Source organism: Streptomyces sp. NPDC051109 (assembly GCF_044455885.1).
In the GTDB taxonomy this organism is placed as follows: domain Bacteria; phylum Actinomycetota; class Actinomycetes; order Streptomycetales; family Streptomycetaceae; genus Streptomyces.
In genome coordinates this window covers 101146-126563 of record NZ_JBITFF010000005.1, presented here as the reverse complement: position 1 = coordinate 126563, position 25418 = coordinate 101146, and the positions used below count along the sequence as shown (strand labels likewise).

Annotated in this window: 27 protein-coding genes; 24 read left to right on the top strand and 3 right to left on the bottom strand. The window is 73.5% G+C overall.

Going from position 1 to position 25418, the window contains the following annotated elements:
- Window positions 1-34 precede the first annotated feature (34 nt).
- From ACIBAD_RS11725 to ACIBAD_RS11620, 22 genes are all read left to right on the top strand, one after another.
- On the top strand, window positions 35-277 hold the full coding sequence (locus ACIBAD_RS11725) for an acyl carrier protein (protein ID WP_134071206.1): 243 nt from the start codon (window positions 35-37) through the stop codon (window positions 275-277).
- Between the two features lie 92 nt (window positions 278-369).
- Window positions 370-990 carry a hypothetical protein gene (locus tag ACIBAD_RS11720; protein WP_398906096.1) on the top strand — a complete coding sequence of 207 codons (621 nt, stop codon included), beginning with the start codon at window positions 370-372 and terminating at the stop codon, window positions 988-990.
- Window positions 983-1936, top strand: a complete 954-nt coding sequence (locus ACIBAD_RS11715; protein ID WP_398906094.1) for a hypothetical protein — start codon at window positions 983-985, stop codon at window positions 1934-1936. Before ACIBAD_RS11720 ends, ACIBAD_RS11715 begins: the two co-directional genes overlap by 8 nt.
- Before the next feature lie 13 nt (window positions 1937-1949).
- The gene (locus tag ACIBAD_RS11710) at window positions 1950-2168 is read left to right on the top strand and encodes a tautomerase family protein (RefSeq protein WP_030857091.1); all 219 of its coding nucleotides are present in this window, start codon (window positions 1950-1952) and stop codon (window positions 2166-2168) included.
- Window positions 2169-2221: 53 nt separating this feature from the next.
- On the top strand, window positions 2222-3067 hold the full coding sequence (locus tag ACIBAD_RS11705) for an AfsA-related hotdog domain-containing protein (RefSeq protein WP_398906092.1): 846 nt from the start codon (window positions 2222-2224) through the stop codon (window positions 3065-3067).
- On the top strand, window positions 3064-3759 hold the full coding sequence (locus ACIBAD_RS11700) for an HAD family hydrolase (protein WP_398906090.1): 696 nt from the start codon (window positions 3064-3066) through the stop codon (window positions 3757-3759). The genes ACIBAD_RS11705 and ACIBAD_RS11700 overlap by 4 nt, the downstream gene beginning before the upstream one ends.
- Window positions 3756-4385, top strand: coding sequence for a hypothetical protein (locus ACIBAD_RS11695; RefSeq protein ID WP_134071214.1), 630 nt, complete (start codon window positions 3756-3758; stop codon window positions 4383-4385). Before ACIBAD_RS11700 ends, ACIBAD_RS11695 begins: the two co-directional genes overlap by 4 nt.
- Complete coding sequence (locus ACIBAD_RS11690; RefSeq protein WP_398906088.1) at window positions 4382-6109, top strand: GH3 auxin-responsive promoter family protein; 1728 nt, start codon at window positions 4382-4384, stop codon at window positions 6107-6109. Before ACIBAD_RS11695 ends, ACIBAD_RS11690 begins: the two co-directional genes overlap by 4 nt.
- A gap of 71 nt (window positions 6110-6180) precedes the next feature.
- Window positions 6181-7035, top strand: coding sequence for a class I SAM-dependent methyltransferase (locus tag ACIBAD_RS11685; protein WP_398906086.1), 855 nt, complete (start codon window positions 6181-6183; stop codon window positions 7033-7035).
- Window positions 7036-7037: 2 nt separating this feature from the next.
- The gene (locus ACIBAD_RS11680) at window positions 7038-8504 is read left to right on the top strand and encodes an FAD-dependent oxidoreductase (RefSeq protein WP_398906085.1); all 1467 of its coding nucleotides are present in this window, start codon (window positions 7038-7040) and stop codon (window positions 8502-8504) included.
- Window positions 8501-9643: a hypothetical protein gene (locus ACIBAD_RS11675; RefSeq protein ID WP_398906083.1), complete on the top strand. Its 1143-nt coding sequence runs from the start codon at window positions 8501-8503 to the stop codon at window positions 9641-9643. Before ACIBAD_RS11680 ends, ACIBAD_RS11675 begins: the two co-directional genes overlap by 4 nt.
- Window positions 9640-10383 carry a DUF6182 family protein gene (locus tag ACIBAD_RS11670; protein WP_398906081.1) on the top strand — a complete coding sequence of 248 codons (744 nt, stop codon included), beginning with the start codon at window positions 9640-9642 and terminating at the stop codon, window positions 10381-10383. Before ACIBAD_RS11675 ends, ACIBAD_RS11670 begins: the two co-directional genes overlap by 4 nt.
- A gap of 1 nt (window position 10384) precedes the next feature.
- Window positions 10385-11053, top strand: coding sequence for a LysR substrate-binding domain-containing protein (locus ACIBAD_RS11665; protein ID WP_134071224.1), 669 nt, complete (start codon window positions 10385-10387; stop codon window positions 11051-11053).
- Window positions 11050-11850, top strand: coding sequence for an alpha/beta fold hydrolase (locus ACIBAD_RS11660; RefSeq protein WP_398906078.1), 801 nt, complete (start codon window positions 11050-11052; stop codon window positions 11848-11850). The genes ACIBAD_RS11665 and ACIBAD_RS11660 overlap by 4 nt, the downstream gene beginning before the upstream one ends.
- Entirely contained in the window at window positions 11844-12809 is a 966-nt protein-coding gene (locus ACIBAD_RS11655) for a methyltransferase domain-containing protein (protein WP_134071228.1), read from the top strand. The genes ACIBAD_RS11660 and ACIBAD_RS11655 overlap by 7 nt, the downstream gene beginning before the upstream one ends.
- Window positions 12806-13717, top strand: a complete 912-nt coding sequence (locus tag ACIBAD_RS11650; RefSeq protein WP_398906076.1) for a carboxymuconolactone decarboxylase family protein — start codon at window positions 12806-12808, stop codon at window positions 13715-13717. The genes ACIBAD_RS11655 and ACIBAD_RS11650 overlap by 4 nt, the downstream gene beginning before the upstream one ends.
- Before the next feature lie 52 nt (window positions 13718-13769).
- Window positions 13770-15008, top strand: coding sequence for a cytochrome P450 (locus ACIBAD_RS11645; protein WP_398906074.1), 1239 nt, complete (start codon window positions 13770-13772; stop codon window positions 15006-15008).
- 150 nt (window positions 15009-15158) lie between these two features.
- Entirely contained in the window at window positions 15159-15356 is a 198-nt protein-coding gene (locus ACIBAD_RS11640; protein WP_134071230.1) for a hypothetical protein, read from the top strand.
- Window positions 15353-17701 (top strand): TOMM precursor leader peptide-binding protein, encoded by a 2349-nt coding sequence (locus ACIBAD_RS11635; RefSeq protein ID WP_398906072.1) that lies wholly within the window; start codon window positions 15353-15355, stop codon window positions 17699-17701. Before ACIBAD_RS11640 ends, ACIBAD_RS11635 begins: the two co-directional genes overlap by 4 nt.
- A gap of 84 nt (window positions 17702-17785) precedes the next feature.
- The gene (locus tag ACIBAD_RS11630) at window positions 17786-19030 is read left to right on the top strand and encodes a histidine kinase (protein WP_134071234.1); all 1245 of its coding nucleotides are present in this window, start codon (window positions 17786-17788) and stop codon (window positions 19028-19030) included.
- A gap of 98 nt (window positions 19031-19128) precedes the next feature.
- Window positions 19129-19737, top strand: a complete 609-nt coding sequence (locus ACIBAD_RS11625) for a response regulator transcription factor (protein WP_134071236.1) — start codon at window positions 19129-19131, stop codon at window positions 19735-19737.
- Between the two features lie 126 nt (window positions 19738-19863).
- Window positions 19864-21138 (top strand): glycosyltransferase, encoded by a 1275-nt coding sequence (locus ACIBAD_RS11620; RefSeq protein WP_134071239.1) that lies wholly within the window; start codon window positions 19864-19866, stop codon window positions 21136-21138.
- 69 nt (window positions 21139-21207) lie between these two features.
- On the opposite strand, the gene ACIBAD_RS11615 is transcribed toward ACIBAD_RS11620, so the two are convergent.
- Both ACIBAD_RS11615 and ACIBAD_RS11610 read right to left on the bottom strand, forming a co-directional pair.
- Window positions 21208-21837 carry a hypothetical protein gene (locus tag ACIBAD_RS11615; RefSeq protein WP_398906069.1) on the bottom strand — a complete coding sequence of 210 codons (630 nt, stop codon included), beginning with the start codon at window positions 21835-21837 and terminating at the stop codon, window positions 21208-21210.
- A 128-nt stretch (window positions 21838-21965) separates the two neighbouring features.
- A complete protein-coding gene (locus ACIBAD_RS11610) occupies window positions 21966-23276 on the bottom strand; it encodes a phosphoribosyltransferase family protein (RefSeq protein ID WP_134071243.1) in 1311 nt (436 codons plus the stop codon).
- A 236-nt stretch (window positions 23277-23512) separates the two neighbouring features.
- On the opposite strand from ACIBAD_RS11610, the gene ACIBAD_RS11605 reads away from it, so the two are divergent.
- Entirely contained in the window at window positions 23513-24493 is a 981-nt protein-coding gene (locus tag ACIBAD_RS11605) for an XdhC family protein (RefSeq protein WP_398906067.1), read from the top strand.
- A 46-nt stretch (window positions 24494-24539) separates the two neighbouring features.
- On the opposite strand, the gene ACIBAD_RS11600 is transcribed toward ACIBAD_RS11605, so the two are convergent.
- Window positions 24540-24863 (bottom strand): plasmid stabilization protein, encoded by a 324-nt coding sequence (locus tag ACIBAD_RS11600; protein ID WP_134071245.1) that lies wholly within the window; start codon window positions 24861-24863, stop codon window positions 24540-24542.
- Window positions 24864-24992: 129 nt separating this feature from the next.
- Between ACIBAD_RS11600 and ACIBAD_RS11595 the strand changes: the two genes are divergently transcribed.
- A complete protein-coding gene (locus ACIBAD_RS11595) occupies window positions 24993-25388 on the top strand; it encodes a DUF6479 family protein (protein WP_134071247.1) in 396 nt (131 codons plus the stop codon).
- Window positions 25389-25418 lie beyond the last annotated feature (30 nt).

Sequence of the window (25418 nt, the reverse complement as noted above, 5' to 3'; positions counted from 1 at the left end):
AGTCGGCGTTCCCAGTGATTCACGGAGGATTCTCATGGATGTTTCGATCGTCAGCCGGGTGGTCACGGTCCTGGGCGAGCTGGACGTGTCGACGGCGGATGTTACGCCGGACACCACGTTCGAGGCGATGGAGATCGACTCGCTGCTGCTGGAGGAACTGGCCCTGCGACTGCAGAAGACGTTCGGCGTCGAGATCGAGATGGGTGAACTCGTCCCCGAGCAGACCGTCGCGGAGGCGGCCGCGGTGATCGCGGCCAAGGGCGTGACCGTCGCCTGACGCGATCCCCCCACCACCACACGGATTTCCGCACCCGCGTATCCACGTATTGCGTATTCACGTATTCGCGCATTCATCGAAAGGGCACACCCATGTCTTCCACCCTGCTCGTCCTCAATGAAGTCGCCGTGGCCCCCGGCCGACTGGACCAGGTCCTCGCCGAGTGGAGCCGGCTGCACCAGAAGGAGCCGGTTGCCGGCCGCGCGCTGTACGTCAGCGTGGACGACGGCAACGTCCTGGAGATCACGCCGGTCGAGGAGCTCTCCGAGCTCGACGGCCTGAACGCGGGCTGGAAGCAGCTCTGGGAGGCCGTGTCGGGCGACCTCGTCACGGACTTCCGGCGCCACCTCCTGGAGTTCGTCGAGGCGCCCAAGGACACCGCCGACCCGGTGCCGCAGACCCCCTACGTGCAGCTGCGCTACATCGAGGTGAAGCCCCGCGAGTACGCCGCGTACCGCGAGTGGCGCGAGAACACCATCTTCGACGTCGTCCGGCGCGCGGACGAGGTGAAGACGTTCCTGGCGTACCACTCGCTGATCAGCTCGCAGCCTGGCGTGATGTTCGTGTCCGGCTTCGAGGCCGAGCCGGCCGAGTACCAGGCGGTGTTCACGTCGCCGGAGTACCAGGAGATCGTCCGCCAGGCGGGCGACCGCTACATCGTGGGCGGCGAGGGCGGCCTCTACACCCGCGTCTACCAGCGCGCCGATGTCTGAGATCGGCACGACGAGCGGTGCGACCACCGGTACGGCCACCGGCACGGCGACCGGCACGGCGACCGGTACGGCGACCCGCCTCGCGGCCGGTCCCGCGACCCCGAACCGCAAGGAGACGTACGAACTCGCGCTCACGACCCAGGGTCCGCTGTACCCGCCGAGCGAGGTCATGGACGGCGACGGCAACTTCGTGGTGGTGGGCATGGTCAACCGGCCCGCCACCGCCGGCGGGGCCGCGCCCGAGTGGGGGGCGGCCCTGGTCTCACCGGCCAGCCCAGTTCCCGAGTTCGGCCGCCTCGCCCCCTACACGGTGGTGCGCGAACTGGACACCGACCCCGGCGGGGCGGACCGGGACCTCGTGCTCCACACCCTGCCGCTGCCCCTGCCGTGCAACAACTACCCCATGGTGTTCGCGCCGGAGCAGCTGCCGGACGCCGGCCGGGTCGAGCGCCCGAGCCACGCCTTCCACCAGGTGCCGATCCCGGACCTGCGGGCGGAGGACGGGCCCAAGGTCGTCGAGCCGGTGACCTTCGGCCGGTGGATGGAGGCGAGCGGGACCCTGGAGGTCGCCGTCACCCCGGACGGCCGGTCCGGAACCTTCGACTTCGACTTCTCCCGTCTCGTACCGAACAGCGTCTACACGGTGATGTCGCTGCGCGCCCGCGACCTGGATCCGGCGGGCCCGACCCGGCCGGGACCGCTCGGAGTGCCGAACGTGTTCGTCACGGACGCGGAGGGCTCCGGCCGCTACCACGCCACGATGCCGGACCCGTTCCCGGACCCGGATCGGCCCGGTGCCAACCGGATCATCAACGTCGTCGTGCTGTGGATGAGCTACCAGCGCAGCTACGGCGGCGCCATCGGGGAGTTCGGCCTCGGCGGGGACATCCACGCCCACCTCAAACTGCGCGGCCCGTCCTTCCAGGACCTGCGCACCACACCCTGAGAGGTCCCCTCCCATGCCGATCATCTCCGTCACCACCTGGGACGGCCAGGACGACGCCCAGTGCCGGGAGCTCATGGAAGAGCTGACCCGGACCGTCAGGAAGGTCACGGGAGCCCCCCTGGACAAGATCACGGTCTACGTCCAGGAGGTGCCGCGCAACCGCTGGACGGAGGGCGGAGCCCTGGGCAGCGACCCGGAGTTCCCGGTGCTGAGCCGGCGCCTGACCGAATGACGTGCCCCCCTCCACCACCCGAACAGGAAAGGCCGAATGCCATGTCCGTGCCCATGCCCCATGAGTCGTCGCAGGCCACCGATGCCAAGCCCGGCACGCTGTTCCTCGTGGGCGACGTGTTCGCCGAGTTCGCCCACCACGAGGGCGTGTTCACCGTCTCCCAGCTGGCCCGCCTGATCAGGAACGGGACGTTCCCGGAGAGCGCCGACGGCGCGGACGGGGTCCGCGTGAGCGTGGGGCAGGGGGTCTCCCTGTTCGACGTCCAGTTCATACGCGACACCCTGGCCCGGCGCGGGCTCGCGGACCGGGTCGTCATCGACGACCAGGCGCTGCACACCCGCGCCGGCCGGGAGATCGCCCACAAGCACCGTCCGGAGAACGTGCTGATCTCCGCGCCGCGTCCGGTCGGCGCCGACTGGTACGAGGCGGACCTGCTGGTCGACGGCGACAACGAGGTGATGTCCGACCACCTCACCGGACAGCACATGCAGGGGATGCTGGCCACCGAAGCGGGCCGGCAGATGTTCATCGCGGTCGCCGAGCAGTTCTACCTGCCGCCCGAGGCGGTGGGGGGCAGCTACTTCGTCATCGACTCCTTCGCCACCCGGTACCGCAACTTCCTCTTCCCGCTCCCCGCCGTGGTGCGCTGCCGCGTCCTCGCCCACCGCACCCCGCACCGCACCCGTACGACCTTCCACTGCGAACTCTCCGTGAGCCAGGGCGGGTCGGAGACGGCGGGCATGGAGGTCCGGTTCACCGCGTTCGACACCCAGGTCTCCCACGCCAAGGAGACGCGGGCGGCGCAGCGGTCCCTCCAGGACGGGGTGGCGCTGGCCGCGGCGGCGGCCGCCGCGGAGGCCGCGGCTCCGGCGCGGCGGGCGGAGGTCCGTACGTCATGACCGACCAGACGCCCGGGCCGTACATCGTCTTCAGCGACGTCGACGAGACGCTGATCAACGTCAAGAGCATGTTCGACTTCCTCCACTACCAGCTGGTGCGCCGGCACGGCGCGGCCGGGGAGGAGGAGTACGAGCGGATCACGGAGGTGATCGGCCGGCGGGCCGCCGCCGGGGCGCCCCGCGAGGAGATCAACCGCTTCTACTACAGCCACTACGCGGGCGAGTCCGTGGAGACGGTCACGCGGCTGGCGGACGACTGGTTCACGGAACGGACCGCCTCCACCCGGGGCTTCTACATCGATTCCACGCGCCGGGCCCTGCGCGGCCACCGGGCCGCCGGCGCGCCCCTGGTCCTGGTCTCGGGCTCGTTCCCGCCCCTCCTGGAACCGCTGGCGCGCGAGCTGGGCGCGGAAACCGTCCTCTGCACCCGCCCGCTGATCGAGGACGGCCGCTACACCGGCGAGGTCGCCGCCCCGGTCATCGGCGAGGGAAAGCGCGCCGCGGTCCTGGCCCATCTGGCCGCGCGGCCCGCCGTCGACCCGCGCGACTGCTTCGCGTACGGGGACCACGTCTCCGACCTTCCGATGCTGGAGCTCGTGGGGCACCCCGTGGCCGTGGGCGGGGACGCCGAGCTGCGCGAGCGCCTGGGGCTGCTCTCCCGGCGGCGCTCCGAGACGATCGCCGTCCGATGAGCGGGCGCCGGTTCCACGTGCTGCTGGGTCCCGACGGGGCCGGCAAGTCCTCGGCGATGGGGCGTCTGGTGTCCATGCTGCCCGAGTGGCGGATGGTGTCGACGGACCGCGCGTTCGTCGCCCCCGAGCACGCCCTGATCACCCGGCTGCGGCGGGACGTGCACGACCACCTGCTGCCGGGCCTCGGCACCGCCTACTCGGCGGACTTCATGGCCAGCGTGCTGCAGACGGCCGTGGTCCACCTCCGCGACCAGGTGCAGGAGACGGACCCACGGGTTCCGGTGCTCGTGGACTCGTACTACTACAAGATCCTGGCGAAGTGCCGGATGGCAGGGGTCAGGGACAGCCGGATGTACTCGTGGTGGCGTTCCTTCCCGCAGCCCAGCGGGGTGGTCTTCCTCGACGTCTCGCCCGGGTCCGCCTGGCGCCGCAGGGGAGACGGCGCACGGCTCAACGCCCTGGAGCACGACGGGCAGGACGGGAGCTGGGCGGAGTTCGAGGGCTACCAGCGCAACCTGCGCAAGCTGCTGCTGGAGGAGGTGCGGGAGGTGCCGGTGACGATGCTGGCGGAGCAGCCCGACGCCGATCGGGCGGCCGAAGCCGTACGGGAGGTACTGGCCTCGTGAACGCCTCGTCCGTCTGGCACACCCCCGGGCACACCGGCCGCTACCGCGAGCGGGTGTTCGCCGCGCGCGAGCGGCTGGCCGCCGAGCACGCCGATCTGCGCGGCACGCAGCAGCGCGTCCTGACCGACCTGGTGGGCTTCAACGCCTCCACCCGGTTCGGCAGGCGGCACGGATTCGGCCGCGTCCTCACGGTGGACGATTTCCGGGAGGCCGTCCCCGTACGCGACTACGCCGACCACGCCGCCCTCATCGAGCGGACGGCCGCCGGCGAGCGGAACCTGCTGTCGGCCGACGCGCCCGCCGTCTACTTCACCAGCAGCGGCAGCACCGGAGCGCACAAGAAGGTGCCCGTCACCCCGCGCTTCATGCGGACGACCTTCATGCCGTTCTACTACGCGGCCTGGGCCCCGCTGATCGAGCACTTCCCCGACGTGCTGGACCGGCCCGACGCCGTCCTCAACCTCAAGCACGATCCGCTGAGCGCCCCGCCCACCACGGGCGACGGCCGGCCCCATGTGGGCGCCAGCCAGGTGGACTTCGGGGCGCGCTTCGGCGAACCCCTCTCGGCCGAACCCGGCACGGGCGCACCGTGGGCGACGCTTGCGATCCCCACCGAGCCCGGTGACCACCTGGAGCGGGCGTACCTGCGGCTGCGGCTGGCGGTGCAGAGCGATCTGCGCGCGCTGATCGGCATCAATCCGGCGATGGTCGCCGCCGTCCCGTACCAGCTGAACCTGTGGTGGCCGCGGATCGTGAAGGAGGTGCGGGACGGCACGCTCGGCGGCCTGCCGCACCGGGCGCCGGACCCGGAGCGGGCCGCCGAGCTCGAACACCTCGCGGAGTACTTCGGCACCGTACGGCCCGCACACGTGTGGCCCCGGCTGCGGGCGGTCTTCTGCTGGACGACCGGGGTGGCCTCGCTGTACCTGCCCGCGCTGCGGGAGGAGTTCGGCCCCGGCGTAGCGGTGCTGCCCGCCCCGGTGGCCGCCTCGGAGGGCCCGGTCGGCGTGGCGCTGGACCGGCACGCCTCGGCGGGCAGCCTCGTCGCGTCGGCCTCGGTGTACGAGTTCGTGCCGGCCGATCAGGATCTCGCCCCGGACTCGGCCACGCTGCTGCCGCACGAGCTCGAAGCCGGCCAGGACTACCACGTGGTCTTCAGCCACGTCGGCGGGCTGTACCGGTACGCCGTCGGTGACGTGGTCCGGGTCGTGGACACCTCCGGCGGAGTCCCGCGGCTGGAGTACGCGGGCCGGGGCGGCCGTTCCGACGCGGCGGGTGAGCGGCTGCGGGACGCGGAGGTGGTCCGGGCCCTGCACACGGCCCTAGGCTCCGGCGGGCTCGCGCTGCGCAACGTGGCGTGCCGGGTCGAGCCGGCGGCCGGTACGACGGCCGGCCAGGCGGCCGGTACGACCGAGCGCGGGGTCCCGCACTACGTGTTCGCGATCTCCCCGCGCGACCCCTGGCACGCGGCCGAGACCGTACGTTTCACCGCCGCCCTGGACCGTTCCCTGGGAACGCGGTCCGCCGGGTACGCCCGGGCCCGGGCGGCCGGGAGGCTGGCCGCCCCCGCCGTACGCCTGCTGGACGCCGAGGCGTTCGACCGCGACCGGCACGAAGCCGTCGCCGAGGGCGTCCGCCCGACGCAGGTCAAAGACCGCCTCTTCCGGCAGGACGACGTCCTCTGGGAGCGCCTGACCCGGGACCCCCGGACCCCGCTCGCCTGACACCGCTCCCACCCCACCGCACCCCCGGCCGTCCGACACCCGCGCCCGCACCCCCCGTACAAGGAGCCACCATGCCCGTGCTCAACCCCGTCGAACGGACCGCCCTGCTCACCGCCGCCCTGCGGGCCGCCGAGACCCGCCGCGAGGACCGGCTGTACGAGGACCCGTACGCCGCCGGACTGGTCGGCGAGGCGGGCCCGGAACTGCTCGCCGAGATCCGGGCGGCGACGTTCCCGCCCGACAGGCCGCGCACCCTGCCCAGCACCCCGGACTACAACGCCATCCGCACGCGGTTCTTCGACGACCTGCTCCAGGACGCGGCCCAGGACCCGGCGACGACCCAGCTCGTGCTGGCCCCGGCCGGCATGGACTCGCGCGCCTACCGGCTCCCGTGGCCCGGGCACATCCGCTACTTCGAGGTGGACCGCCCGGCGGTGCTCGACTTCAAGGCCGAGCGGCTGCGGGGAGCCCGGCCGCGGGTCGACCACCGTACGGTCGCCGTCGACCTGACCGCCGACGACTGGGAGGAGCGCCTCACCGCGTCCGGCTACGACCCCGCCGTCCCCTCGGCGTGGCTCCTGGAGGGGCTGCTCTACTACGTCCCCGAGGCCGAAGCGCACCGGATGCTGGAGCGGGTGGCCGCGATCTCGGCACCCGGCAGCCGGATCGCCGCAGACATCGTCAACCGGGCCGCCCTGACCCTCCCCCACATGCGCGGCCTGCTGGACGTCTTCGCCGGCTGGGGGTGCCCGTGGGTGTTCGGCACCGACGAGCCGGAGGCCCTGTTCGAGCAGTACGGGTTCGACGTGCGCGCCGTCCAGCCGGGCGAGCCCGACGCCGACTTCGGGCGGTGGCCGGACCCGGTGCCCGCCCGCGAGGTGGAGGACGTACGGCGGGTGTTCTTCGTGCACGGCAGGCGTCGCTGACCATGGCGAGCATCGTGATCGCGGGCGGCGGCACCGCCGGCCTCGCCCTGGCCCTGGCGCTCGGCGGCCGCGGCCACCGGGTGCGGGTCCTGGAGCGGAGCGCACCCCCGCCGGACGGGCCGGTCGTCAAGAGCGCCGAGCTGTGGGAGCGGCCCTCGGTGCCCCAGGCCGGCCACGACCACATCCTGAACGCGCTCGGCGTGCGCGTGCTGCGCTCCCACGCTCCGGCCGTGCTCGACGCGGCGCTGGCGGAGGGGGCCCGGCTCGCCGATCTCACCGCCGCGGCTCCGCCGGGTCCCGCGGAGCCGGGGGACGAGGAGCTCGTCACCCTGCTCGTCCGCCGCGCCGTCCTGGACCTCGTACTGCACCGGGCCGTCGAGGCCCTGCCCGGGGTGGCCTTGAGCCACCGGACCGCGGTCGCGGGGGTGCTGACCGCCCCGTCCGGGCCGACGGGCCTGCGGGTGACGGGAGTCGTCACGGAAGGCGGCGGGCGGATCCCCGCAGATCTGGTGGTGGACGCGTCCGGCCGCCGGTCCGCCTCCCGGTCCTGGCTGGCCGCGGCGGGCGTACCGGCCGCGGGCGACCTGACCGGCCCCAGCCGGCTGCACGCCTTCGGCCGCTTCTACCGGCTGCACGACTCCAGCGGGCCGCCGCCCGGCCCGCTCAACCGGGGCAATGCGGCCGGCGGCGTCTGGGACCACTACTCCGCCGTCCTGCACCCGGCGGACAACGAGGTCTTCGCCATCACCTTCGGCGCCCTGCCCGGCGACCGCGCGATGGCGGCCCTGCGCACGCCCGCCGCCTTCACCGCCGCCTGCCGGCTCTCCCCGTACCTGGCCGACTGGGTCGACGAGGGCGTGGCGTCGCCGCTCGGCCCGGTCCGGGCCATCGCGATGCCGCCGAACATCCTGCGCGGGGCCGGCCCCGGCCGGCAGCGTCCGGTCGCCGGACTCGTGCGGGCCGGGGACGCCGCCTGCGTCACCGATCCGATGTTCGGCCGCGGTCTGTCCCTCGCGCTCATGCACGCCTTCCGGCTCGCGGACCTGATCGATGAACATCCGTCGGTGGACGAGTGGCTGGGCCTGGCCGCCACGGAACTCGCCGACCGCGTACTGCGGCCCTGGTACGAGCAGGGGGTGCACGACTCCTGGTCGCGCGCCGAACGGTGGCGGGCCGCCGCCGGAGCCCCGCCGGTCCCCGATCCCGGCCGGCCCGCACCGCCCGTGCCCGGGCCGGTCCGGGAGGCCGCGAGCGCGGCGGCGGCCACCGACCGCGCCGTATGGCGGGGCACCACCCGGATCGGGACGGGCCTCGCCGCCCCCGCCGAGATCTTCTCCGACCCGGAGTTCCTGGCCCGCGTACGGGCGGCCGCGCCCCACCCCCGCGTGCCGTCCGGCCCACGGCCGCCGACCTACGCCGAACTCCGTCAGACCGTCACCGCCCACGCCCCGGGCCGGGAGGAAGGATGAACGTGCCGCCCCGCAAGAACGTCCTGCTGGCACCGGTCACGATCACGCCCACCAAACCGCTGACCCCCAGCCACCTCAAGGGCCTGCTGTGGACGGACGTGATGTTCCGGGCCACGGCCCCGCTCGCCGCGGTGACGTACCGCTACAGCCACACCGCCTACCACGTCACCGAGCAGACCGTCGGCTTCTGGGAGTACCTCGACCGCACCCGCGGGGAGACCGACTACGCGCAGCTCTCCGAGGAGGAGATCGGTGACCTCTACGTCCGCTACCGCTCCGAGGAGCGGCGCCAGGGCGCCGAGGTCCTGCGGCCCTACCGGGACGCCGTCGAGCACAGCGGCTGGGTGCACCCCGCGAGCGAGCGGATGCTGCGGCTGTGGGCCGGGCACTACGAGCGGCTGGGGATGCACGACCCGGGCCTGCGGGAGCACCAGCCGCCCGGCCTCGGGCTGGAGGAGATGATCGAACGGCTCACGGCCGCGAGTCTGGTCCTCGACCAGCGGCACTGCGGGGGCCCGGTCTACCTGGACCTCACCCGGTACGGGATGCCGCTGCGCCGGATCGTCACCGCGGACGGCCGCCCCAACTACCTCGCCTGCGCGCTGCGCGAGCTGCTGCCGCTGGTGCCCTGGTACGACGAGGTGGTCCTGCTGTACGACCGTGAACTCGACGCGGACTACCGGCTGCTGCACCGCGTGCTGACCAGCCTGGGGCCGCCGGTGCACCGGGTGCCCATCGGCCGGGTGCCCATCGACGGCAAGATCACCTCGGCCCGGCACGGCGGCTGGCGCGACCACACGGCGGGCGCGCTGCTGCGGGCCTGGGCCGAGACGGGCGGCGCCGCGGACGGCCACGGCGAGGACGCGCTGCGGCTCGGCATGCGCCTGTACTTCATCGCGACCCTCGGCCCGGGCGAGCAGCAGTCCTTCCGCCACGACCTGCTGAGCCACTGCATGGCCGTGGCCGCCCGGCTCCTGCGGCGCTCGCGGTCCGCGACCGGCGACGGCGATCTGGCCGGCGCGCTGGAGCGGCACCGGCGGGGCCACCCGTACGTCGACCCCTACCGGCTGGCCTGCTCGCTCCTGGGCAAGGGCCGCCCCGCTCCCGATCCCGCACTCCTGTCGGCGGTGTTCCTGTGACCCCCTTCCCCCTGTCCTCCGCGGCCCTGCTCAAGTCGGCGGCGGACCGCGTCCGGTCCGCCCGCCCGGAGCTCGCGGACGGGATCGACCTGTCCAGTACGCAGGCGCTGCGCGCCGTCCGGGCCGGACTCCACGGCAACCGCACCGCCCCGACCGACGAGGTGCTGGCCGTGGTCGTCATCCGCCGGCTCGACCTGCCCCGGTGGGTGCGCGAGACCTGCGCTTTCGCCCTCGCCCTCGCCCCCGGTGAACGGGAGGCGTGGCGGCGCTCGTTCACCCGCACCGTCTACCTGGCCGGCAGCCCGTCCAACCTCCGCGAGCGGTTCGCCTTCGACCACGTCGCCGGAGACGGCTCGGTCGCCTGGGCCGGGCCCGCGCCCGGCGCGGAGACGGCCACGCTGCGCCGGCTGCTGAAAACGTTCGAGGCGGCGCACGAGCTGACCGCGCAGCGGTCGGCCACCGTGACCGTGCCCGGCCGTGCGGACACCCGCCCCCCGGCCCACCGCGAGCTGTACATCGCCACCGCCAAGGTGTCCGTCACCGAGGCGCTCGTGCACGTCAACCACCTGCTCGCCGAGGCCGTCCTGGACGGGCTGATCGGTCCCGGAGACCGGTTGACGCTGCGGTTCGTACCGCGCCTGACCGGCCTGGGCGCGCAGCTCGCCATGTTGCGCGTCGACACCGACGTCCACCGCCCGGACGAGCTCCAGGCCTATGCCGGACTGACCACGGAGGTCTGAAATGCCAACTCCCACCGCCACGCCCACCCGCACCGCCACGCCCACCCGCACTGCCACCCGCACCCGCACCGTCCGCCTGGGCGTCCACGGTTCGACCCACCTGGCGTCCCGCCTCGTCGCGGCCGCCGGCCATGCGCCGGAGGCGGTGGAGTACGTCCCGTACGAGGTCACCGAGCCGTTCGCCCCGCTGCGGGCCGGATCCATGGACATCATGATCGTCAAGTACGACCCGCTGGAGCCGGACCTCGCCGTGAGCGAGCCGGTCGGCTCCGACGGGCGGGCCGTCCTCGTCGGAGCCCACCACCCGCTCGCCGGCCGCGCCGCGGTGTCGGTCGAGGAGGTCGCGGAGTACGGGGGCTTCCGGTGCCCCGGGGACTTCCCGGCCCACGTCTGGGACCGGGTGGTGCCGCCGCGGACCCCCCTGGGCCGGCCGATCCGCCGGATCCACGCCATGACGACGCTCACCGCGATGGCGGAGCTGCTCAGGAGCACGTACGCGATCCACCTCTCGTTCCAGTCCCTCGACGCGGTGGTTCCGCCGGACGTCAGCGTGGTGCCGGTGCACGACCTGCCGCCCTCTCCGGTGGCCTTCGCCTGGCTGCGGGGCAGCGAACCGCCCGAGCACGTGAGGCGGTTCGTCGCCGACGCGGAGCGGGCGGCCCGCCGATGAGCCTCCCCCTCGTCCTGCTCCACGCCCTGCCCCTCGACTCCTCGCTGTGGGACGGGACGGCCGGGGCCCTGCGCGCCCGGGGCCGCCGGGTCCTCGCCCCCGACCAGTGCGGTTTCGGTGCCGCGGCGCTGCCCCACGGCGCGCCCTCGCTCGATCTCGTGGCCGACGGCCTGGCCCGCGAGCTCGACCGGCAGGGGATCGGCGAAGTGGCCCTCGCCGGCTGCTCCATGGGCGGCTACGTGGCGATGGCCTTCCTGCGCCGCCATCCGGACCGGGTCCGCGCGCTGGCCCTGCTGGCGGCCAGGGGCACGGCCGACTCCGCGGCGGCGGCCGGCCGGCGCCTGCGCTTCGCCGACGCGGTCCTCGACGACTCGGCGCGCGCCGGGCTCGTCGCCGCGACCACGCCGTCCCTGCTGGGCGCCACCACGCGCGCCCGGCGGCCGCACCTGACGGCGCACGTGACCGGCCTGGCCCTGGCGGCGCGGCCGCGGTCCGTCGCCTGGGCGCAGCGGGCCATCGCGGCCCGTACGGACTCCACGGCCACCCTGCGGGCTGCGGACGTACCCGCGGTGGTCGTGATCGGCGCCGAGGACGAGCTCGTCCCCCTCGGCGAGGCCTGCCGGACGGCGAAGGCGCTGCCGCGCGGCCGGCTCCTCGTCCTCCCCGGAGTCGGACACCTCGCTCCCCTGGAGGCTCCGGAGGCGACGGCGGAGATCCTCGCGGACCTGCTCGCCCACGCGGACACCACGGCCGCGGAGGCCGTCGTACGGGCGGGGGCGGAGGTCGCGGCATGCTGACGGCGGACCCTGCGGGGTGGGGGTACACCACGTCCACCGGACTGCCTTTCACCCACGAGGAGATCGTGGACCAGCACTTCGAGGCCTGCGCCGCGTACTACCGGGACGCCCTGGACGGCGTGGGCGTCCGGCCCGGGTGGCACGTACTGGACGCGGGCTGCGGCAGCGGTGCGTTCCTGCCCCGGATCGCCGAGCTCGTCGGCCCGTCGGGCCGGATCTCGGCCATCGACCTGGCCGAGGAGAACGTGGAGCGGGCCGCCGTACGGCTGCGCGGCAGGCCGGGCGCCGCACCGCTGGTGGTACGGCGGGGCAGCGTCCTCGACCTGCCGTACGCGGACGGCATGTTCGACGCCGTCTGGTGCGCGAACACGACGCAGTACCTGGACGACGCGGAGCTGGCGCGTGCGCTGGCGGAACTGCGCCGGGTCACCAGGCCCGGCGGGCTCGTCGCGGTCAAGGACGTGGACGGTTCGCTGAGCACCGTCCGCCCGGCGGACCCGTTCCTGATCACCGACTTCTTCCGGGCGTCCGCCGCCTCCCCGGGCTACGCCCGCCAGTTGCTCCGCGGCCGCGATCTGTACCGCCGGCTGCGGGCGGCCGGTCTGACGGACGTACGGCAGCGCACGATCCTCATGGAGCACCACGCTCCGCTGACCCCGGCCGCCCTCCGCTTCTACGCGAACGCGTGCGCGCGCTTCGCCCGGCAGGCGGCGGACGAGGGCGTCCCGGGGAACTGGGCCCCCTTCCTCGACCCCGACGATCCGTCCGGACCCCTGCGCGACCCGGACGGATACATCAGCGAGGGGAACGTCATCGCGGTCGGCACGGTGCCCGCGGGCCCCTGGGTCGCGCCGCCCGAACCTCTCGTACCCCTCACACCCCACGCACCCCACGCACCCCACGCACCCCACGCACCTCTCGCGCCTTTCGCACCGACGGACGGAGACGACACGCCATGAACGACGCACGGAGCACCGCCGAGATGACCCGCCGGGCCACCCTCACCGGGGGCGCCCTCGTCGGCATCGGCCTGGCCGAGGGCCTGCTGAACCCGGCATCGGCCGCGGCCGCGGCCACCTCGCGCGACGACTCCCGCTACGAGCGGGGACTGGCCGTCCTGCACGAGACCTCGGGCGAGCGCGGAGCGGCCGTGATCGAGTCGCTGCGGGACGTCGCCCCGGACCTCGGCCGCTACGTCGTCGAGTTCGCGTACGGGGACGTCTACGCCCGGCCGGGACTCGATCTGCGCGAGCGGGAGCTGTCGACGGTCGCCGCGCTGGCCGCCCAGGGGGACACCGCCCCGCAGCTGGACTTCCACATCGGCGCGGCGCTGCACGTCGGCGTGCGGCCCGAGGAGGTCATCGAGGCCCTGATCCACATCGTGCCCTTCATGGGATTCCCGCGGGCGCTCAACGCGGTCGGCGTCGCCAGGTCGGTCTTCGCCGACCGGGGCGTCGCCTTCGAACCGCCGGTCGTGCACGACACCCGCGACCGCTACGTGCGCGGGACCGAGAAGCTCGTGGAAATCGACGGGCACCACGGCCTGGAAGTCATCGAGTCGCTCGGGGACATCGCCCCGGACCTCGGCCGGTTCATCGTCGAATTCACCTTCGGGGACGTCTACCACCGCCCGTGGCTGTCGCCGAGGCGGCGCCAGCTCGTCACCGTCGCCGCCCTGACGGCCTTCGGTGACACCGCTCCCCAACTGCGGGTGCACATCGGCGCCGCCCTGAACGTCGGTCTGAGTCCGGCGCAGGTCGTGGAGACGCTGATCCACGTGGTGCCGTACGCCGGTTTCCCGCGGGTGCTGAACGCCCTCGGGGCGGCCAGGGAGGTGTTCGAGAAGCGGAACACCCCTGCTCGGTAAGGCGACGGCACGTGACGGCCACCGGACGGTACGACGGCAGGAGGGTCAATCCGTGGGAACGGACATCTCAGCGGACATCTCAGCGGACATCCCGGCGGAATGCGTGGCGGACTTCGGGGCGCTCGGCGAGGAATTCACCAGGAATCCCCACCTGGTGTACGCCGCGCTCCGCGCCCGGGGCCCGGTCCACCGCGTCCGCGTACCCGAGGGCGCCGGGGCCTGGCTCGTGGTCGGCCACGAGGCCTGCCGCGCCGCCCTCACCGAGCCCTCCCTGTCCAAGTCCTGGCAGGACGCCTCCCCCGCGCTCCCCCTGACGAGGCTCTCCGCGGGCGAGAACCTGCTGAGCTCGAACCCGCCCGACCACACCCGGCTGCGCAGGCTGGTCGCGAAGGAGTTCACGCCGCGCCGCGTCGAGGCGCTCGCCCCGAGGGTGCGGGCCCTCACCGGCGAGCTCCTCGACGCCATGCTGGCCCGGGCCGACGGCGCGGCCGACCTCGTCGAGGCCCTCGCGTTCCCGCTGGCCATGGGCGTCATCTGCGAACTCCTCGGGGTGCCCGCGCTCGACCGCACCGCTTTCCGCGACTGGGCGGAACACGCCCTGAGCAGCCCGGACCAGGCCGCCAGGACCGCCGCCACGGCAGCGATGACGCGCTACCTCGTCGCCATGGTGGACGAGATGCGCGAGCGGCCCGGCGAGGACCTGATGAGCGCCCTCATCCGCACCACCGACGAGGACGGCGGCGGGATCTCGCCCGACGAACTCATCGGCATGGCCTGGCTCCTGCTCGTCACCGGCTTCGAGACCACCGTCCAGCTGATCTCCGGCGGCGTCCTCGCACTGCTGCGCCACCCCGGCCAGCTCGCCGCGCTGCGCGCCGACCCCTCGCTCATCGACGGCGCCGTGGAGGAGATGCTGCGGTACGAGGGGCCGGTCGAGACCACCACGTACCGGTTCACCACCCGGCCCGTGGAGATCGCCGGGACCCCGATACCCGGCGGCGGCGAACTGGTGCTGGTCGCGCTCGCCGACGCCGGCCGGGACCCCGCGCGCTTCCCCGACCCGGACCGCTTCGACATCCGCCGGCCCGCGGGCGGGCACATCGCCTTCGGCCATGGCATCCACTACTGCCTCGGAGCCCCGCTGGCCCGCCTCCAGGCCCGTACGGCCGTCACCGCGCTCCTGGCCCGCTGCCCCGGCCTCCGCCTGGACGCCGACCCCCGCGACCTCGCCTGGCGCACGGGCCTCCTCATCCGCGGCCCCCGGCGGCTGCCCGTCCGCTGGCCGGCCTGAACGTTCAGCTGCGCCGGCCGCACCGCTCCATGTGAAAACTTCACCTTCCGCTGGTGACCGGGGCACTGTCCCGCGATCACCGGATCCTCGCAGAATCGTCAGTGAACGGACCGACCCGCGCCACGACGACGCAGAGGGAACTCCACCGCCATGACCAGCCTTTCGGCCAACGCCCGTATCAGCCCCAGCACCGGATCCGTACCGATACCCGCCCGCCCCTCGAAGCCCGGCCTGGTGATCGAGAACCTCGACGCCCTGCCGGACACCGCGTACGCCCTGTTCAGCGTCTGCAGCCAGACGCAGCTCACGGGCCCGGCGGCGCCGAGCGCCGGACGGCTGGGAGCATGAGCACCGCCGAGCGCGAGAGGCCCGCCGTACCGCTCACGCCGCCGCCGGCCGCCGCCGAGGCGCTGGTGGGTTTCAAGGCCCATCTGCGGCCGACGGTCGTCCCCGGCGACGCCGCCTACCTGGTGTCACGGCGCGGGGTGACCGCCCTGAGCGGGAGTGGGGCGGAGATCCTCGTACCGCTCCTCGACGGCACCCGGACCGCCAGGGCGGTCAGGCAGGAAGCCTCGCGGATCCTGGGCGCCGAGGACGCCGAGGCGGCCCTCCTCTCGCTGGCCGACGCCGGTTTGATCCGCTCCACCGCCCCGGCCGCCGCGCCCGCCGACGCGGGGGCCGAGGCCGAGGCGTACTGGGATCTGGCCGGGCTGGACGGCGGCATGGCCGCCGCCGGGCTGGCCCGGGCCGCCGTGGCGATCGAGGCGCTGCCCGGCCTGGATCCGCGGCCGGTGGCCGAGGCCTGCCGGGCGTCGGGAATAGCGGTCGCCGCGGACCCCGACGCCGCCGACCTGGTCCTCGTCCTGTGCGAGGACTACCTCTCCCCCGGTCTGGCCGCCGTGGACGCCCGCCACCGCGCGGCGGGCCGGCCGTGGGTGCCGGTCAAGCTGTGCGGGACCGACCCCTGGGTGGGCCCGTTCTTCCGGCCTGACTCCGGCCCCTGCTGGCACTGCCTGGCCGTACGGCTGCGCGGCCACCGGCACTCGGAGGTGCCGGTGCGGCGCGCGCTCGGACTGGACGGCCCCGTACCGCGGCCGCCCGCCGGGCTGGCGGCCGGGACGGCGCTCGCGGTGCACCTCGCCGTCCTGGAGGCCGCCAAGTGGCTGGCCGGGCTGCGCCATCCCGAGCAGGCCCACATCCGTACCTTCGACACGCTGCGCCTGCGCACCGCCAGCCACCCGGTGAGCCGGCTTCCGCAGTGCGCGGGCTGCGGGGACCCCGCTCTGGTGGCGCGCCGGGTCGGCGCCCCCTTCGTCCCCGTGTCGCGGCCCAAGGCCGCCGCGACCGGCGGCGGGGACCGCGCCCTGACCCCGGCGCAGGTGCTGCGTGCGTACGGGCACCTCGTGGACCCGGTGACCGGGGTGGTCAAGGAGATCCGCGAGGCCTCCGGCGCCCCGGACTTCGTCCACGCGTACATCTCCGGGCACAACCTGGCCATGGAATCGGCCTCCTTCGCCGGTCTCAGCTCCGGTCTGCGCGCGCTCAGCGGCGGCAAGGGCCGCACCGCCGAGGAAGCGCGTACGAGCGCGCTGTGCGAGGCGGTCGAGCGCTACAGCGGTACGCGGCACGGCGACGAGCCGGTGGTCCGCGACTCCCTGCGCGGCCTGGGCGAAGCGGCCGTGCACCCCAACGCCTGCCAGCTCTACAGCCCCCGCCAGTTCGCGGAGCGGGAGCTCTGGAACGCGCGGCACTCCCGCTTCCACCGCGTCCCGGCCCCGTTCGACGAGACCCGTCCGACCGACTGGACCCCGGTGTGGTCGCTGACCGGGGGCGTCCAGCGGCTGCTCCCCACCTCGATGCTGTACTTCGGGCGGGGAGCGGGTTCCGCCGGCGATCGCGCCGGTCGTGCCGCCGAGGACGGGCCGTGGGCCGACTCCAACGGCAACGCGGCGGGCAGCAGCCCCGAGGACGCGCTGGTACAGGGCTTCCTGGAGCTGGTGGAACGGGACGCGGTGGCCCTGTGGTGGTACAACCGCACCCGTCAACCCGGGGTGGACCTGGGCTCCTTCGAGGACGAGTGGATCGAGCGGACCCGCCACGGACTGCGCCGGGCGAACCGGGAGATGTGGGCCCTCGACCTCACCTCCGACCTGGGCATTCCGGTGTTCGCGGCGCTGTCCCGGCGGACCGACAAGCCCGGCGAGGACGTGATCTTCGGCTTCGGCGCCCACTTCGACCCGCGGGTGGCGCTGTCCCGGGCCGTGTCGGAGCTGGGGCAGCTGCTCCCCGCCGTCGGCGACGTACGGCCGGACGGCCGCGGATACCGGATCACCGACCCGGAGCCGCTGGCCTGGTGGCGGCAGGCCACCATCGGCAACCAGCCATATCTGGTGGCCGATCCGATGGCGCAGACCCGTACGCCGGACCACTGGCCCTCGGTCCGGAGCACCGATCTGCTCGACGACGTACGCTTGATCACCGAGCTGGTCCGGGGTAAAGGTATGGACCTGCTGGTGCTCGACCAGAGCCGACCTGACCTCGGACTCCCCGTGACGAAAGTGGTCGTACCGGGACTGCGCCACTTCTGGGCGCGCTACGGGTCCGGCCGACTCTTCGACGTCCCCGTGAGCCTCGGCCGACTGGCCGAACCCACTCCGTACGACCAGCTCAACCCCGTCCCGCTGTTCGTGTGAGGGAACGATTCGCGCCCCTTGCCCACGCCCCTCCCCTATGCTCACACCTGGCGTGTAACAGAGGAACGCTTAAGGGGGATTGACATGCCTGGCCGCCTCAAGTCCTCGGATGGACCGTCGGAGGCGGTCCTGGTCGAGGGCATCCTGCGACGGAGCCGGGACTTACCCGCACCCCGGATGGCACAGGTCATCCTCATCGCCGCACTCCTCTGCTACGTGGGCATCACCGCCCTGAACATCCTCAGCGCCGGAGTCGAGGGACCCGCCCTGGCAGCCGCCTTCGGCTGCCTCGCCGCGGTCTTCGCCCTCCAGCTCCTGCACTCCCGGACGAGCACGCAACGCGTCCCGACCGCCCGCAGGACGCTGACGCTCGGCGCCCAGGCCGCCTTCACCTACCTGCCGCTCATCGCCCTGAAATCGCAGTGGGGCGCCATGGCGGGCTTCCTCGCCGGCTCCCTGCTGCTGCTCCTGCCCCCGCGACTGGGCTGGATCCTGTACGGCTTCGTGGGCATCAGCATGCTGGTGCCCCCACTGCTGGAAGGGCGGCCGGTCCTCGACAGCGTCTACCTCGTGCAGACCACCCTGCTGACCGGTCTGGTCACCTTCGGCCTGACCCGGCTGTCGGAGCTGGTCCGCGTCCTGCACGAGAGCCGCGGCGAACTCACCCGCGCCGCGGTCACCCGAGAACGGCTCCGCTTCGCCCGCGACTTGCACGACCTGCTGGGGTACAGCCTCTCCGCGATCCAGCTCAAGGGCGAGCTCATCCACCGCCTGATCCCGGCCCATCCCGCCCGGGCCATGGACGAGATCGAGGACGTGCTGGCCATCTCCCGCCAGTCGCTGGCCGACGTACGGCGGGTGGCGAGCGGCTACCGGGACATGTCACTGGAGGAGGAGATCGCCTCGGCCAAGTCGGTGCTGGGCGCCGCCGAGGTCGACGCGGTGACCGACATCCGCATGGGAGAGGTCAGTTCACCGGTGGACACGGTGCTCGCCACCGTGCTGCGGGAGGCCGTCACCAACGTGCTGCGCCACAGCCGCGCCGTGCACTGCGAGATCACCGCCGTCGAGGAGGACGGCCTGATGACGCTGTCGGTCACCAACGACGGCGTCACCGAGGGCTACCGCGACACCTCGCCGCACAGCGGCAGCGGCCTGGGGAACCTGGGGCTGCGCCTGCGGGCGGTGGGCGGGGAGTTGACGGTCGAACGGGGCCCCGGCACCCTGTTCCGGCTGGTCGCGCAGGTTCCCGCACACGGGGACGTCGACCCCGACCTCGACGAGTCGGACGAGTCGGCGCAGGGCGAACGGTCGTGGCTCGTCGCCTGACGTGACGGCGCACACCGGCTGCCAACCGGCTCCCGGACCGGCCCGGTTGCTATGATCGGAAGTACAAGATCGACCGCGCGGACGGGGGGCTCGTCACGGTGATCAGAATCCTGCTGGCCGAAGACATGCACATGGTGCGCGGTGCGCTCGTCGCCCTGCTCGACCTCGAGGACGACCTGGAGGTCGTCAGCGAACTGTCGCGCGGGGACGAGATCCTGGCCGCCGCCCTCGACGCCCGGCCGGACATCGCCATCATCGACATCGACCTCCCCGGGCTCGACGGGCTGAGCGCCGCCGTGCAGATCCACGAGCACCTCCCGGAGTGCCGGACGCTGATGCTCACCAGCCTCGGCCGCCCCGGCACCCTGCGCCGGGCCCTGGCGGCCCAGGTCTCCGGCTACCTCCTCAAGGACGACTCCCCGAAGGAACTGGCCAGCGCCATCCGCCGGGTGGTCGCCGGGCACCGTGTCATCGACTCCAAGCTGGCCGTGGCCGCCTGGAACGGTCTGGAGAGCCCGCTGACCGACCGCGAGACCGAGGTGCTGCGCATGGCGGCCCAGGGCTCGGAGGCCGCGGAGATCGCCGGCGAACTCCACCTGTCCACCGGGACGGTACGGAACTACCTGACGACGGTCGTGATGAAGCTGAAGGCCCGCAACCGCGTCGACGCGATCCGCATCGCCCGCGACGCCGGCTGGCTGGTGTAGACGCCGGTCGGCCGGTCTCAACGTACATTCGAGTGGTCTTGGGCTCCGACTGCCTGCCATTCGGCGGCATCTCCCGGGTGTCCTCGTAACGTCGCGCGGAAAGACACCCCCAGCCGGGAGCACCAGATGACGTCGACCGCGACACCGAGGTTCTCCGTTTTCACCCCCAGCCACCGCCCTCGTTTCCTCGACGAGTGCCTGGAGACCCTGCAGGCCCAGACCTGCCAGGACTGGGAGTGGATCGTCCTTCTCAACAGCGGCGCCCGATGGCGCCCGGAGCAGCCCGACGACCGGGTCCGCGTGGTCATCGCGGACGAGGTCCAAGGCGTCGGAGCGGCGAAGCGCAGGGCCTGCGAACTCGCGCGCGGCGAGATCCTCGTGGAGCTCGACCACGACGACCTGCTGGCGAAGTCGTGCCTGGCGGAGCTCGGCACGGCCTTCGACGAGCACCCCGAGGCCGTGTTCGTCTACAGCAACACCGCGCAGATCGCCGAGGACGGGAGCCGGGACGACACCCGGTGGGACGAATCCTGCGGCTGGCAGTACGAGGAGGTGGAGGTCGACGGCCGCAAGCTGCAGCAGATCATCTCGATGGCGCCGACCCCGCACAACGTCTCCTACATCTGGTACGCGCCCAACCACGTACGGGCCTTCCGCAAGGAGAGCTACGAGCAGGCCGGCGGGTACGACGCCGCGCGGACGGTCCTGGACGACCAGGACCTGATGTGCCGCCTGTTCCACATCGGGGACTTCCACCACATCAACCGCTGCCTGTACCTCCAGCGGGTGCACCCCGCGAACACCCAGAGCGACCCGGAGGTCAACGCGCACATCCAGCGCGAGACGGTCGTCCTGTACGACAAGTACATCGAGGCCAACGCCCTCGCGTGGACCCAGCGGCGCGGGCTGCTCGCGCTGGACCTCGGCGCGGCCCACCGCAAGCCGCCCGGCTACCTGGGCGTGGACCAGTACCCGGGGGAGGGCGTCGACATCGTCGCGACGCTGCCCGGGAAGCTGGACCTGCCCGACGGTTCGGTGGGTCTGATGAGGGCGGTGGACTTCCTGGAGCACGTGCCCTCGAAGGTGCCGCTGATCAACGAGCTGTACCGGCTGCTGGCACCCGGGGGCATGCTCCTCACGATGACGCCCAGCTCGGACGGGCGCGGCGCCTACCAGGACCCGACGCACGTCGCGTACTACAACGAGAACTCGTTCTGGTACTACACGGACGACCAGTACCGCACCTTCGTCCCGACGATCGAGGCCAAGTTCCAGTCGTCGCGGCTGGTCACCTACTTTCCGACCGACTGGCACTCGAAGAACGACATCTCGTACGTGGTGGCCAACCTCATCGCGATGAAGGAGGGCGCCGCGCGCTGCGGCGGACCGCTGCTCGTGTAGGCGCCTCCCCGCGGAAACGACGGCGCCCCGGGGTCAGAGCCCCGGGGCGCCGTCGTTCTGCGGGGAGGGTTACGTCGTCCCCTCGGCGCAGACGACGTAGACGGTGATGTTGTTGGGGTCGTTGGCGGTGGTGGTGGCCTGCCACCCGGTGGGGGGCGTGGTGGGGGTACCGCCGGTCGGGAAGCTCGCCCGGAGGGCGCCGCTCGCGAGCGTGACGCCGCCACCGGTGGCGACATCGTCGGGATCGCAGGTGACGGATGCGGTTTGCGTGCCCGTCGCGGACCTCACGTACGAACTGCCGATGGCACCCGGTTCACCCTGGAACCCCTGGTTGCCTTGGAAGCCCTGGTTGCCCTGGTTGCCCTGGAAGCCCTGGTTGCCTTGGAAGCCCTGGTTGCCCTGAGCTCCCTGGAAGCCCTGCGGGCCCTGGGGGCCCTGGGCGCCGGGCCTGCCCGGGTGGCCGGGGCGGCCCGGCTTGCCCTGGGGGCCCTGCGGGCCGCGGCCCTTGCCCCCGTGGTCACCGTCCGTGACCGCACCGGCCGGGCCGGGCAGTGCCACGGCGCCGTCGGTGCCGGAGCGGTGGATAGCGTCCGCGATGGCCGTCGTGGTCGGGACGACGTTGAGCGCCACGGCGAGCACACCGGCCCCGACCATGGTGGCGGACTTCAGGCGTCTGGTTCGGATCGTTCGATGACTCAAGAGAACCGTCCTCACGGGACTGGGAGGGTCACGCCCGAAAGCAAGGCGCGCGCCTCTGGCTACGAACGAAGCCATTGTTGACGCTCAGCGATCAAATCCTTGCTCTGCGACCCATGTCTCGGCAACGATCACCCGAGCGGCCCCGCTCCTGGATCCGTCTCGGGCCGTGGGCAGTGGGCGGTGAACCAGCGCTCGGCGAGGGCGGAGACCTGGTCGAGGGTGCCGGGTTCCTCGAAGAGGTGGGTGGCGCCCTCGACCAGCTCCAGGCGGTTCTCACAGCGCAGGCGGGTCTGCGCCTCCCGGTTGAGGGCGAGGACCTGGTGGTCCTCCGAGCCGACGATCAGGAGCGTGGCGGCCCGGACCCCGGCGAGGCGGGAGCCGGCCAGGTCCGGGCGGCCGCCTCGGGAGACGACCGCGAAGACCGGCGAGTCCGGCGAGGCCGCCGCCGCGAGGGCGGCTGCCGCGCCCGTGCTGGCGCCGAAGTAGGCCAGTGGGGCCCGGGTCCGGGTGCGGAGCCAGGTGGTGGCGTCGGCGAGGCGGGTGGCCAGGGTCTCGATGTCGAAGACGTTCGAGCGGTCCGCCTCCTCGGCGGGGGTCAGCAGGTCGAACAGCAGGGTGCCCAGGCCGGCCCGGTTCAGGGCCTCGGCCACCCGGCGGTTGCGGGGGCTGTGGCGGCTGCTGCCCGAGCCGTGCGCGAACACGACCACCGCGCCCGCGCCCGGCGGGAGGGTGAGGTCGCCGGGCAGGTGCAGGCCCGCCGCCTCCACCGACACCTCCGCCGCGGCCCGCTCCGCCGGGGCCGGCCGGCGCGGCGACCGGGCGAGCAGGGAGACGACCTCCTCGTCCGGGGTCTGGGAGAAGTCCCGGTACCACTGGCCGACCGACGAGAACCCCGGTGGCGCGGACAGGCAGACCACCTCGTCGGCCACCGCGCCCACCCGGCCCAGCGCGTCCGGCGGCGCCACGGGGGCCGCCATCACGACCCGCGCCGCGCCCTGCGCCCGTACGACCTGGCAGGCGGCGGCCGCCGTGGCGCCGGTCGCGATGCCGTCGTCCACCACGATCACCGTCCGGCCGCGGAGGTCCTCCCGCGGCCGGCCCGCGCGGTAGCGGGCGGCCCGGCGGGTCAGCTCCGCCTGCTCCGTCTCCTCGACGGCGGCCATGTCCTGCGGGCGGAGCCGCCCGCGCCGGACGATGTCCTCGCTGATCACGCGTACGCCGCCCTCCCCGATGGCACCGAACGCCAGCTCGGGCTGGTACGGAACGCCCAGTTTGCGGACGACGATCACGTCGAGCGGGGCGCCGAGGGCGTGGGCCACGTGGAAGGCCACCGGGACCCCGCCGCGCGGCAGCCCCAGGACCACGGGGTCGTCCAGCGCGTACCTCGCGAGCTCCGTGCCGAGTCTTCGGCCTGCGTCGTCGCGGTCCGTGAAGAGCATTGCGGGTCATCCCCAAGGGTCGTCCCCGACGTTCCCTGCCGTACTTCGAAACAACGCCTCCCGGCGCCCGCGCGCAAGTCAGGTCCGGCGGTCCGTACGAGGAAGGTGGGTCCGGGTCTGTGGGATTTGAGGGATGGGTAGGGGTGCGGTGCGTGCGTAGGTTGGCCGTGAGGCCGCGGTGCGCCGCTGACCTGGTGCCATGGGGCGGGCTCTGACGACGAGGAGGGGGCAGCGCGATGCGTGAGCTGGTGGAGACGGCGCGGCAGTGGGCGGCCGAGGGGCGGCCCGCGTTCCTGGCCAGGCCGGTGGCCGAGCAGGGGTTCGGTCCGCGGGACCCGGCCGGGGCTCTGCTCGTGGACGCGCGCGGGGAATGCGTCGGGGCCCTGTACCGGGGGGTCTTCGACGCCGAGCTGGTGGCCGAGGCCGGAGCCTTGGCCGCCGGGGCCACCGCGCGGGTGTGCGAGGTGTCGGTGGGGGCGGACGAGGCCGTCGCGGCGAAGCTGACCTGCGGCGGGCGGGCCGAGATCCTGCTCCAGCCGCTGTCGGCCGTGCCCGCCGCGTGGTGGGACCTGCTCGGGGAGGGCGTCGGCGTCGCGCTCGTGACCCGGCTCGGCGAGGACGCCGAGCACGCGGTGAGCGAGGTGGTCCGGGCCGTCGACACGCCGGCCGACGACGCCGAGCGGCGGGCCGGGGAGCTGCTGGCCACGCGCCGGCCCGGCCGGGACGCGCTGTACGGGGAGCGCGGGCTGGTGTTCGTGGAGGCGTACCCGTCCGCCCCGTACGTGGTCATCGGCGGGGGCGGCGAGCTCGCGGAGATCATCGAGGCGCAGGCGCTGCTGCTGGGGTGGGGGGCCGCACCGGTCGGTTCCGTCGCCGAGGCCGAGAAGCTGCTGGGCGCGCGCCGGGACGCCGCCTGCTTGGTGATGCTCAGTCACGATCCGGAGTTCGACGTGCCGACCGTGCGGAGCGCGCTCGCGCTGGGGGTCCCGTACGTCGGTGCGCTCGGCTCCCGCAAGACCACGGCGCGGCGGCGCGAGGGGCTGCTCGCCGCCGGGGTGTCCGAGGCGGACCTGGCGCGGGTGCACGGCCCGATCGGGCTGGACCTGGGGGCCCGGACGCCCCCGGAGACGGCGCTGGCGATCTGCGCGGAGATCCTGGCCGTGCTCGGGGGGTACGAGGTCCGGGCGCTGCGGGATTCGGACGGGCCGCTGCGGTAGGCGCCGGGACCCCGGCGCACGCCGGGCTCGGCCGGCTCGTCCGGGCTCAGCTGCCGAGGGCGCGCTTGAGTTGCGTCTTGTTCATGTCGGAGCGGCCGTGGATGTTGCGGCGCCTGGCCTCCGCGTAGAGCTGTTCGTACGTCGGCCCCTGCGCGCCCGCATGGGAGCGCAGGCCGCCGCGCCGACCGGAGGAGATGTCCTCCAGCGACTCCCTGCTCGCGGTCTTGGACTCGCCGGCCCGGGCCCGTTCCTTGTTGACGGTCCGGGCCGCGATCTCCTCGGCCCGCTGCTCGGACTCGCCGCGCCGCTCGGCGCTCTCCTTGATGTGCTCGTATTGGCGTTCTCGTTTGGGTGAAGATCCGCGGGGCATTTTGCGGCTCCCTTCGGGGCGGTCGTCCCGGCGCCTGCCCTGGTTTCGGCGCAGTAGTCACACCCGGGTCGGATGAAGGGATCTTCCCGGCCTCACGTGAATCGTCCTATATCGGGGAAAATAGTCTGTATGGACATGACCCTGAGTCTGGACCAGACAGCGACGCACATCGTGTGGTTCCTGGTCGTCGGGATCGCTGTGGTCGGCTTCCTGCTCGCCGGCTTCAAGCTCGGCCAGCGGGTCCGGGCCAAGGAGCCCCCGCCGCCCACCGCGGAGAGCCAGCCGCACCTGCCCGCCGGCGGCGCGGTCTACGAGGTCCGCGAGGAACGCGACCAGGTGGAGATCCCGGAGGGCGGGCTGCGCCCGCACGAGATGCAGGGCTACGGGAACTTCGGCTCCACCACCTCCAGCCACCCGGATGCCGTCCGGGCCGAGCGGGAGGCCGACTGGAAGCAGGTGGAGGGGCCGCATCCGCACGTACAGCCCGGCGCTCCCCCCGAGGCGGGGCGCGGCGCGCACAGCTGAACCCGGCTCCCGGCGTCCCGGCCAGCCCTG

What these genes read in the sequence shown, in the direction of transcription:
- ACIBAD_RS11695 (WP_134071214.1), top strand. Translation starts at nt 3,756, where the DNA reads ATGAGCGGGCGCCGGTTCCACGTGCTGCTGGGTCCCGACGGGGCCGGC.
- ACIBAD_RS11725 (WP_134071206.1), top strand. Translation starts at nt 35, where the DNA reads ATGGATGTTTCGATCGTCAGCCGGGTGGTCACGGTCCTGGGCGAGCTG.
- ACIBAD_RS11700 (WP_398906090.1), top strand. Translation starts at nt 3,064, where the DNA reads ATGACCGACCAGACGCCCGGGCCGTACATCGTCTTCAGCGACGTCGAC.
- ACIBAD_RS11705 (WP_398906092.1), top strand. Translation starts at nt 2,222, where the DNA reads ATGCCCCATGAGTCGTCGCAGGCCACCGATGCCAAGCCCGGCACGCTG.
- ACIBAD_RS11620 (WP_134071239.1), top strand. Translation starts at nt 19,864, where the DNA reads ATGACGTCGACCGCGACACCGAGGTTCTCCGTTTTCACCCCCAGCCAC.
- ACIBAD_RS11675 (WP_398906083.1), top strand. Translation starts at nt 8,501, where the DNA reads ATGAACGTGCCGCCCCGCAAGAACGTCCTGCTGGCACCGGTCACGATC.
- ACIBAD_RS11720 (WP_398906096.1), top strand. Translation starts at nt 370, where the DNA reads ATGTCTTCCACCCTGCTCGTCCTCAATGAAGTCGCCGTGGCCCCCGGC.
- ACIBAD_RS11685 (WP_398906086.1), top strand. Translation starts at nt 6,181, where the DNA reads ATGCCCGTGCTCAACCCCGTCGAACGGACCGCCCTGCTCACCGCCGCC.
- ACIBAD_RS11680 (WP_398906085.1), top strand. Translation starts at nt 7,038, where the DNA reads ATGGCGAGCATCGTGATCGCGGGCGGCGGCACCGCCGGCCTCGCCCTG.
- ACIBAD_RS11605 (WP_398906067.1), top strand. Translation starts at nt 23,513, where the DNA reads ATGCGTGAGCTGGTGGAGACGGCGCGGCAGTGGGCGGCCGAGGGGCGG.
- ACIBAD_RS11635 (WP_398906072.1), top strand. Translation starts at nt 15,353, where the DNA reads ATGAGCACCGCCGAGCGCGAGAGGCCCGCCGTACCGCTCACGCCGCCG.
- ACIBAD_RS11655 (WP_134071228.1), top strand. Translation starts at nt 11,844, where the DNA reads ATGCTGACGGCGGACCCTGCGGGGTGGGGGTACACCACGTCCACCGGA.
- ACIBAD_RS11660 (WP_398906078.1), top strand. Translation starts at nt 11,050, where the DNA reads ATGAGCCTCCCCCTCGTCCTGCTCCACGCCCTGCCCCTCGACTCCTCG.
- ACIBAD_RS11640 (WP_134071230.1), top strand. Translation starts at nt 15,159, where the DNA reads ATGACCAGCCTTTCGGCCAACGCCCGTATCAGCCCCAGCACCGGATCC.
- ACIBAD_RS11630 (WP_134071234.1), top strand. Translation starts at nt 17,786, where the DNA reads ATGCCTGGCCGCCTCAAGTCCTCGGATGGACCGTCGGAGGCGGTCCTG.
- ACIBAD_RS11600 (WP_134071245.1), bottom strand. Translation starts at nt 24,863, where the DNA reads ATGCCCCGCGGATCTTCACCCAAACGAGAACGCCAATACGAGCACATC.
- ACIBAD_RS11595 (WP_134071247.1), top strand. Translation starts at nt 24,993, where the DNA reads ATGGACATGACCCTGAGTCTGGACCAGACAGCGACGCACATCGTGTGG.
- ACIBAD_RS11710 (WP_030857091.1), top strand. Translation starts at nt 1,950, where the DNA reads ATGCCGATCATCTCCGTCACCACCTGGGACGGCCAGGACGACGCCCAG.
- ACIBAD_RS11715 (WP_398906094.1), top strand. Translation starts at nt 983, where the DNA reads ATGTCTGAGATCGGCACGACGAGCGGTGCGACCACCGGTACGGCCACC.
- ACIBAD_RS11665 (WP_134071224.1), top strand. Translation starts at nt 10,385, where the DNA reads ATGCCAACTCCCACCGCCACGCCCACCCGCACCGCCACGCCCACCCGC.
- ACIBAD_RS11650 (WP_398906076.1), top strand. Translation starts at nt 12,806, where the DNA reads ATGAACGACGCACGGAGCACCGCCGAGATGACCCGCCGGGCCACCCTC.
- ACIBAD_RS11610 (WP_134071243.1), bottom strand. Translation starts at nt 23,276, where the DNA reads ATGCTCTTCACGGACCGCGACGACGCAGGCCGAAGACTCGGCACGGAG.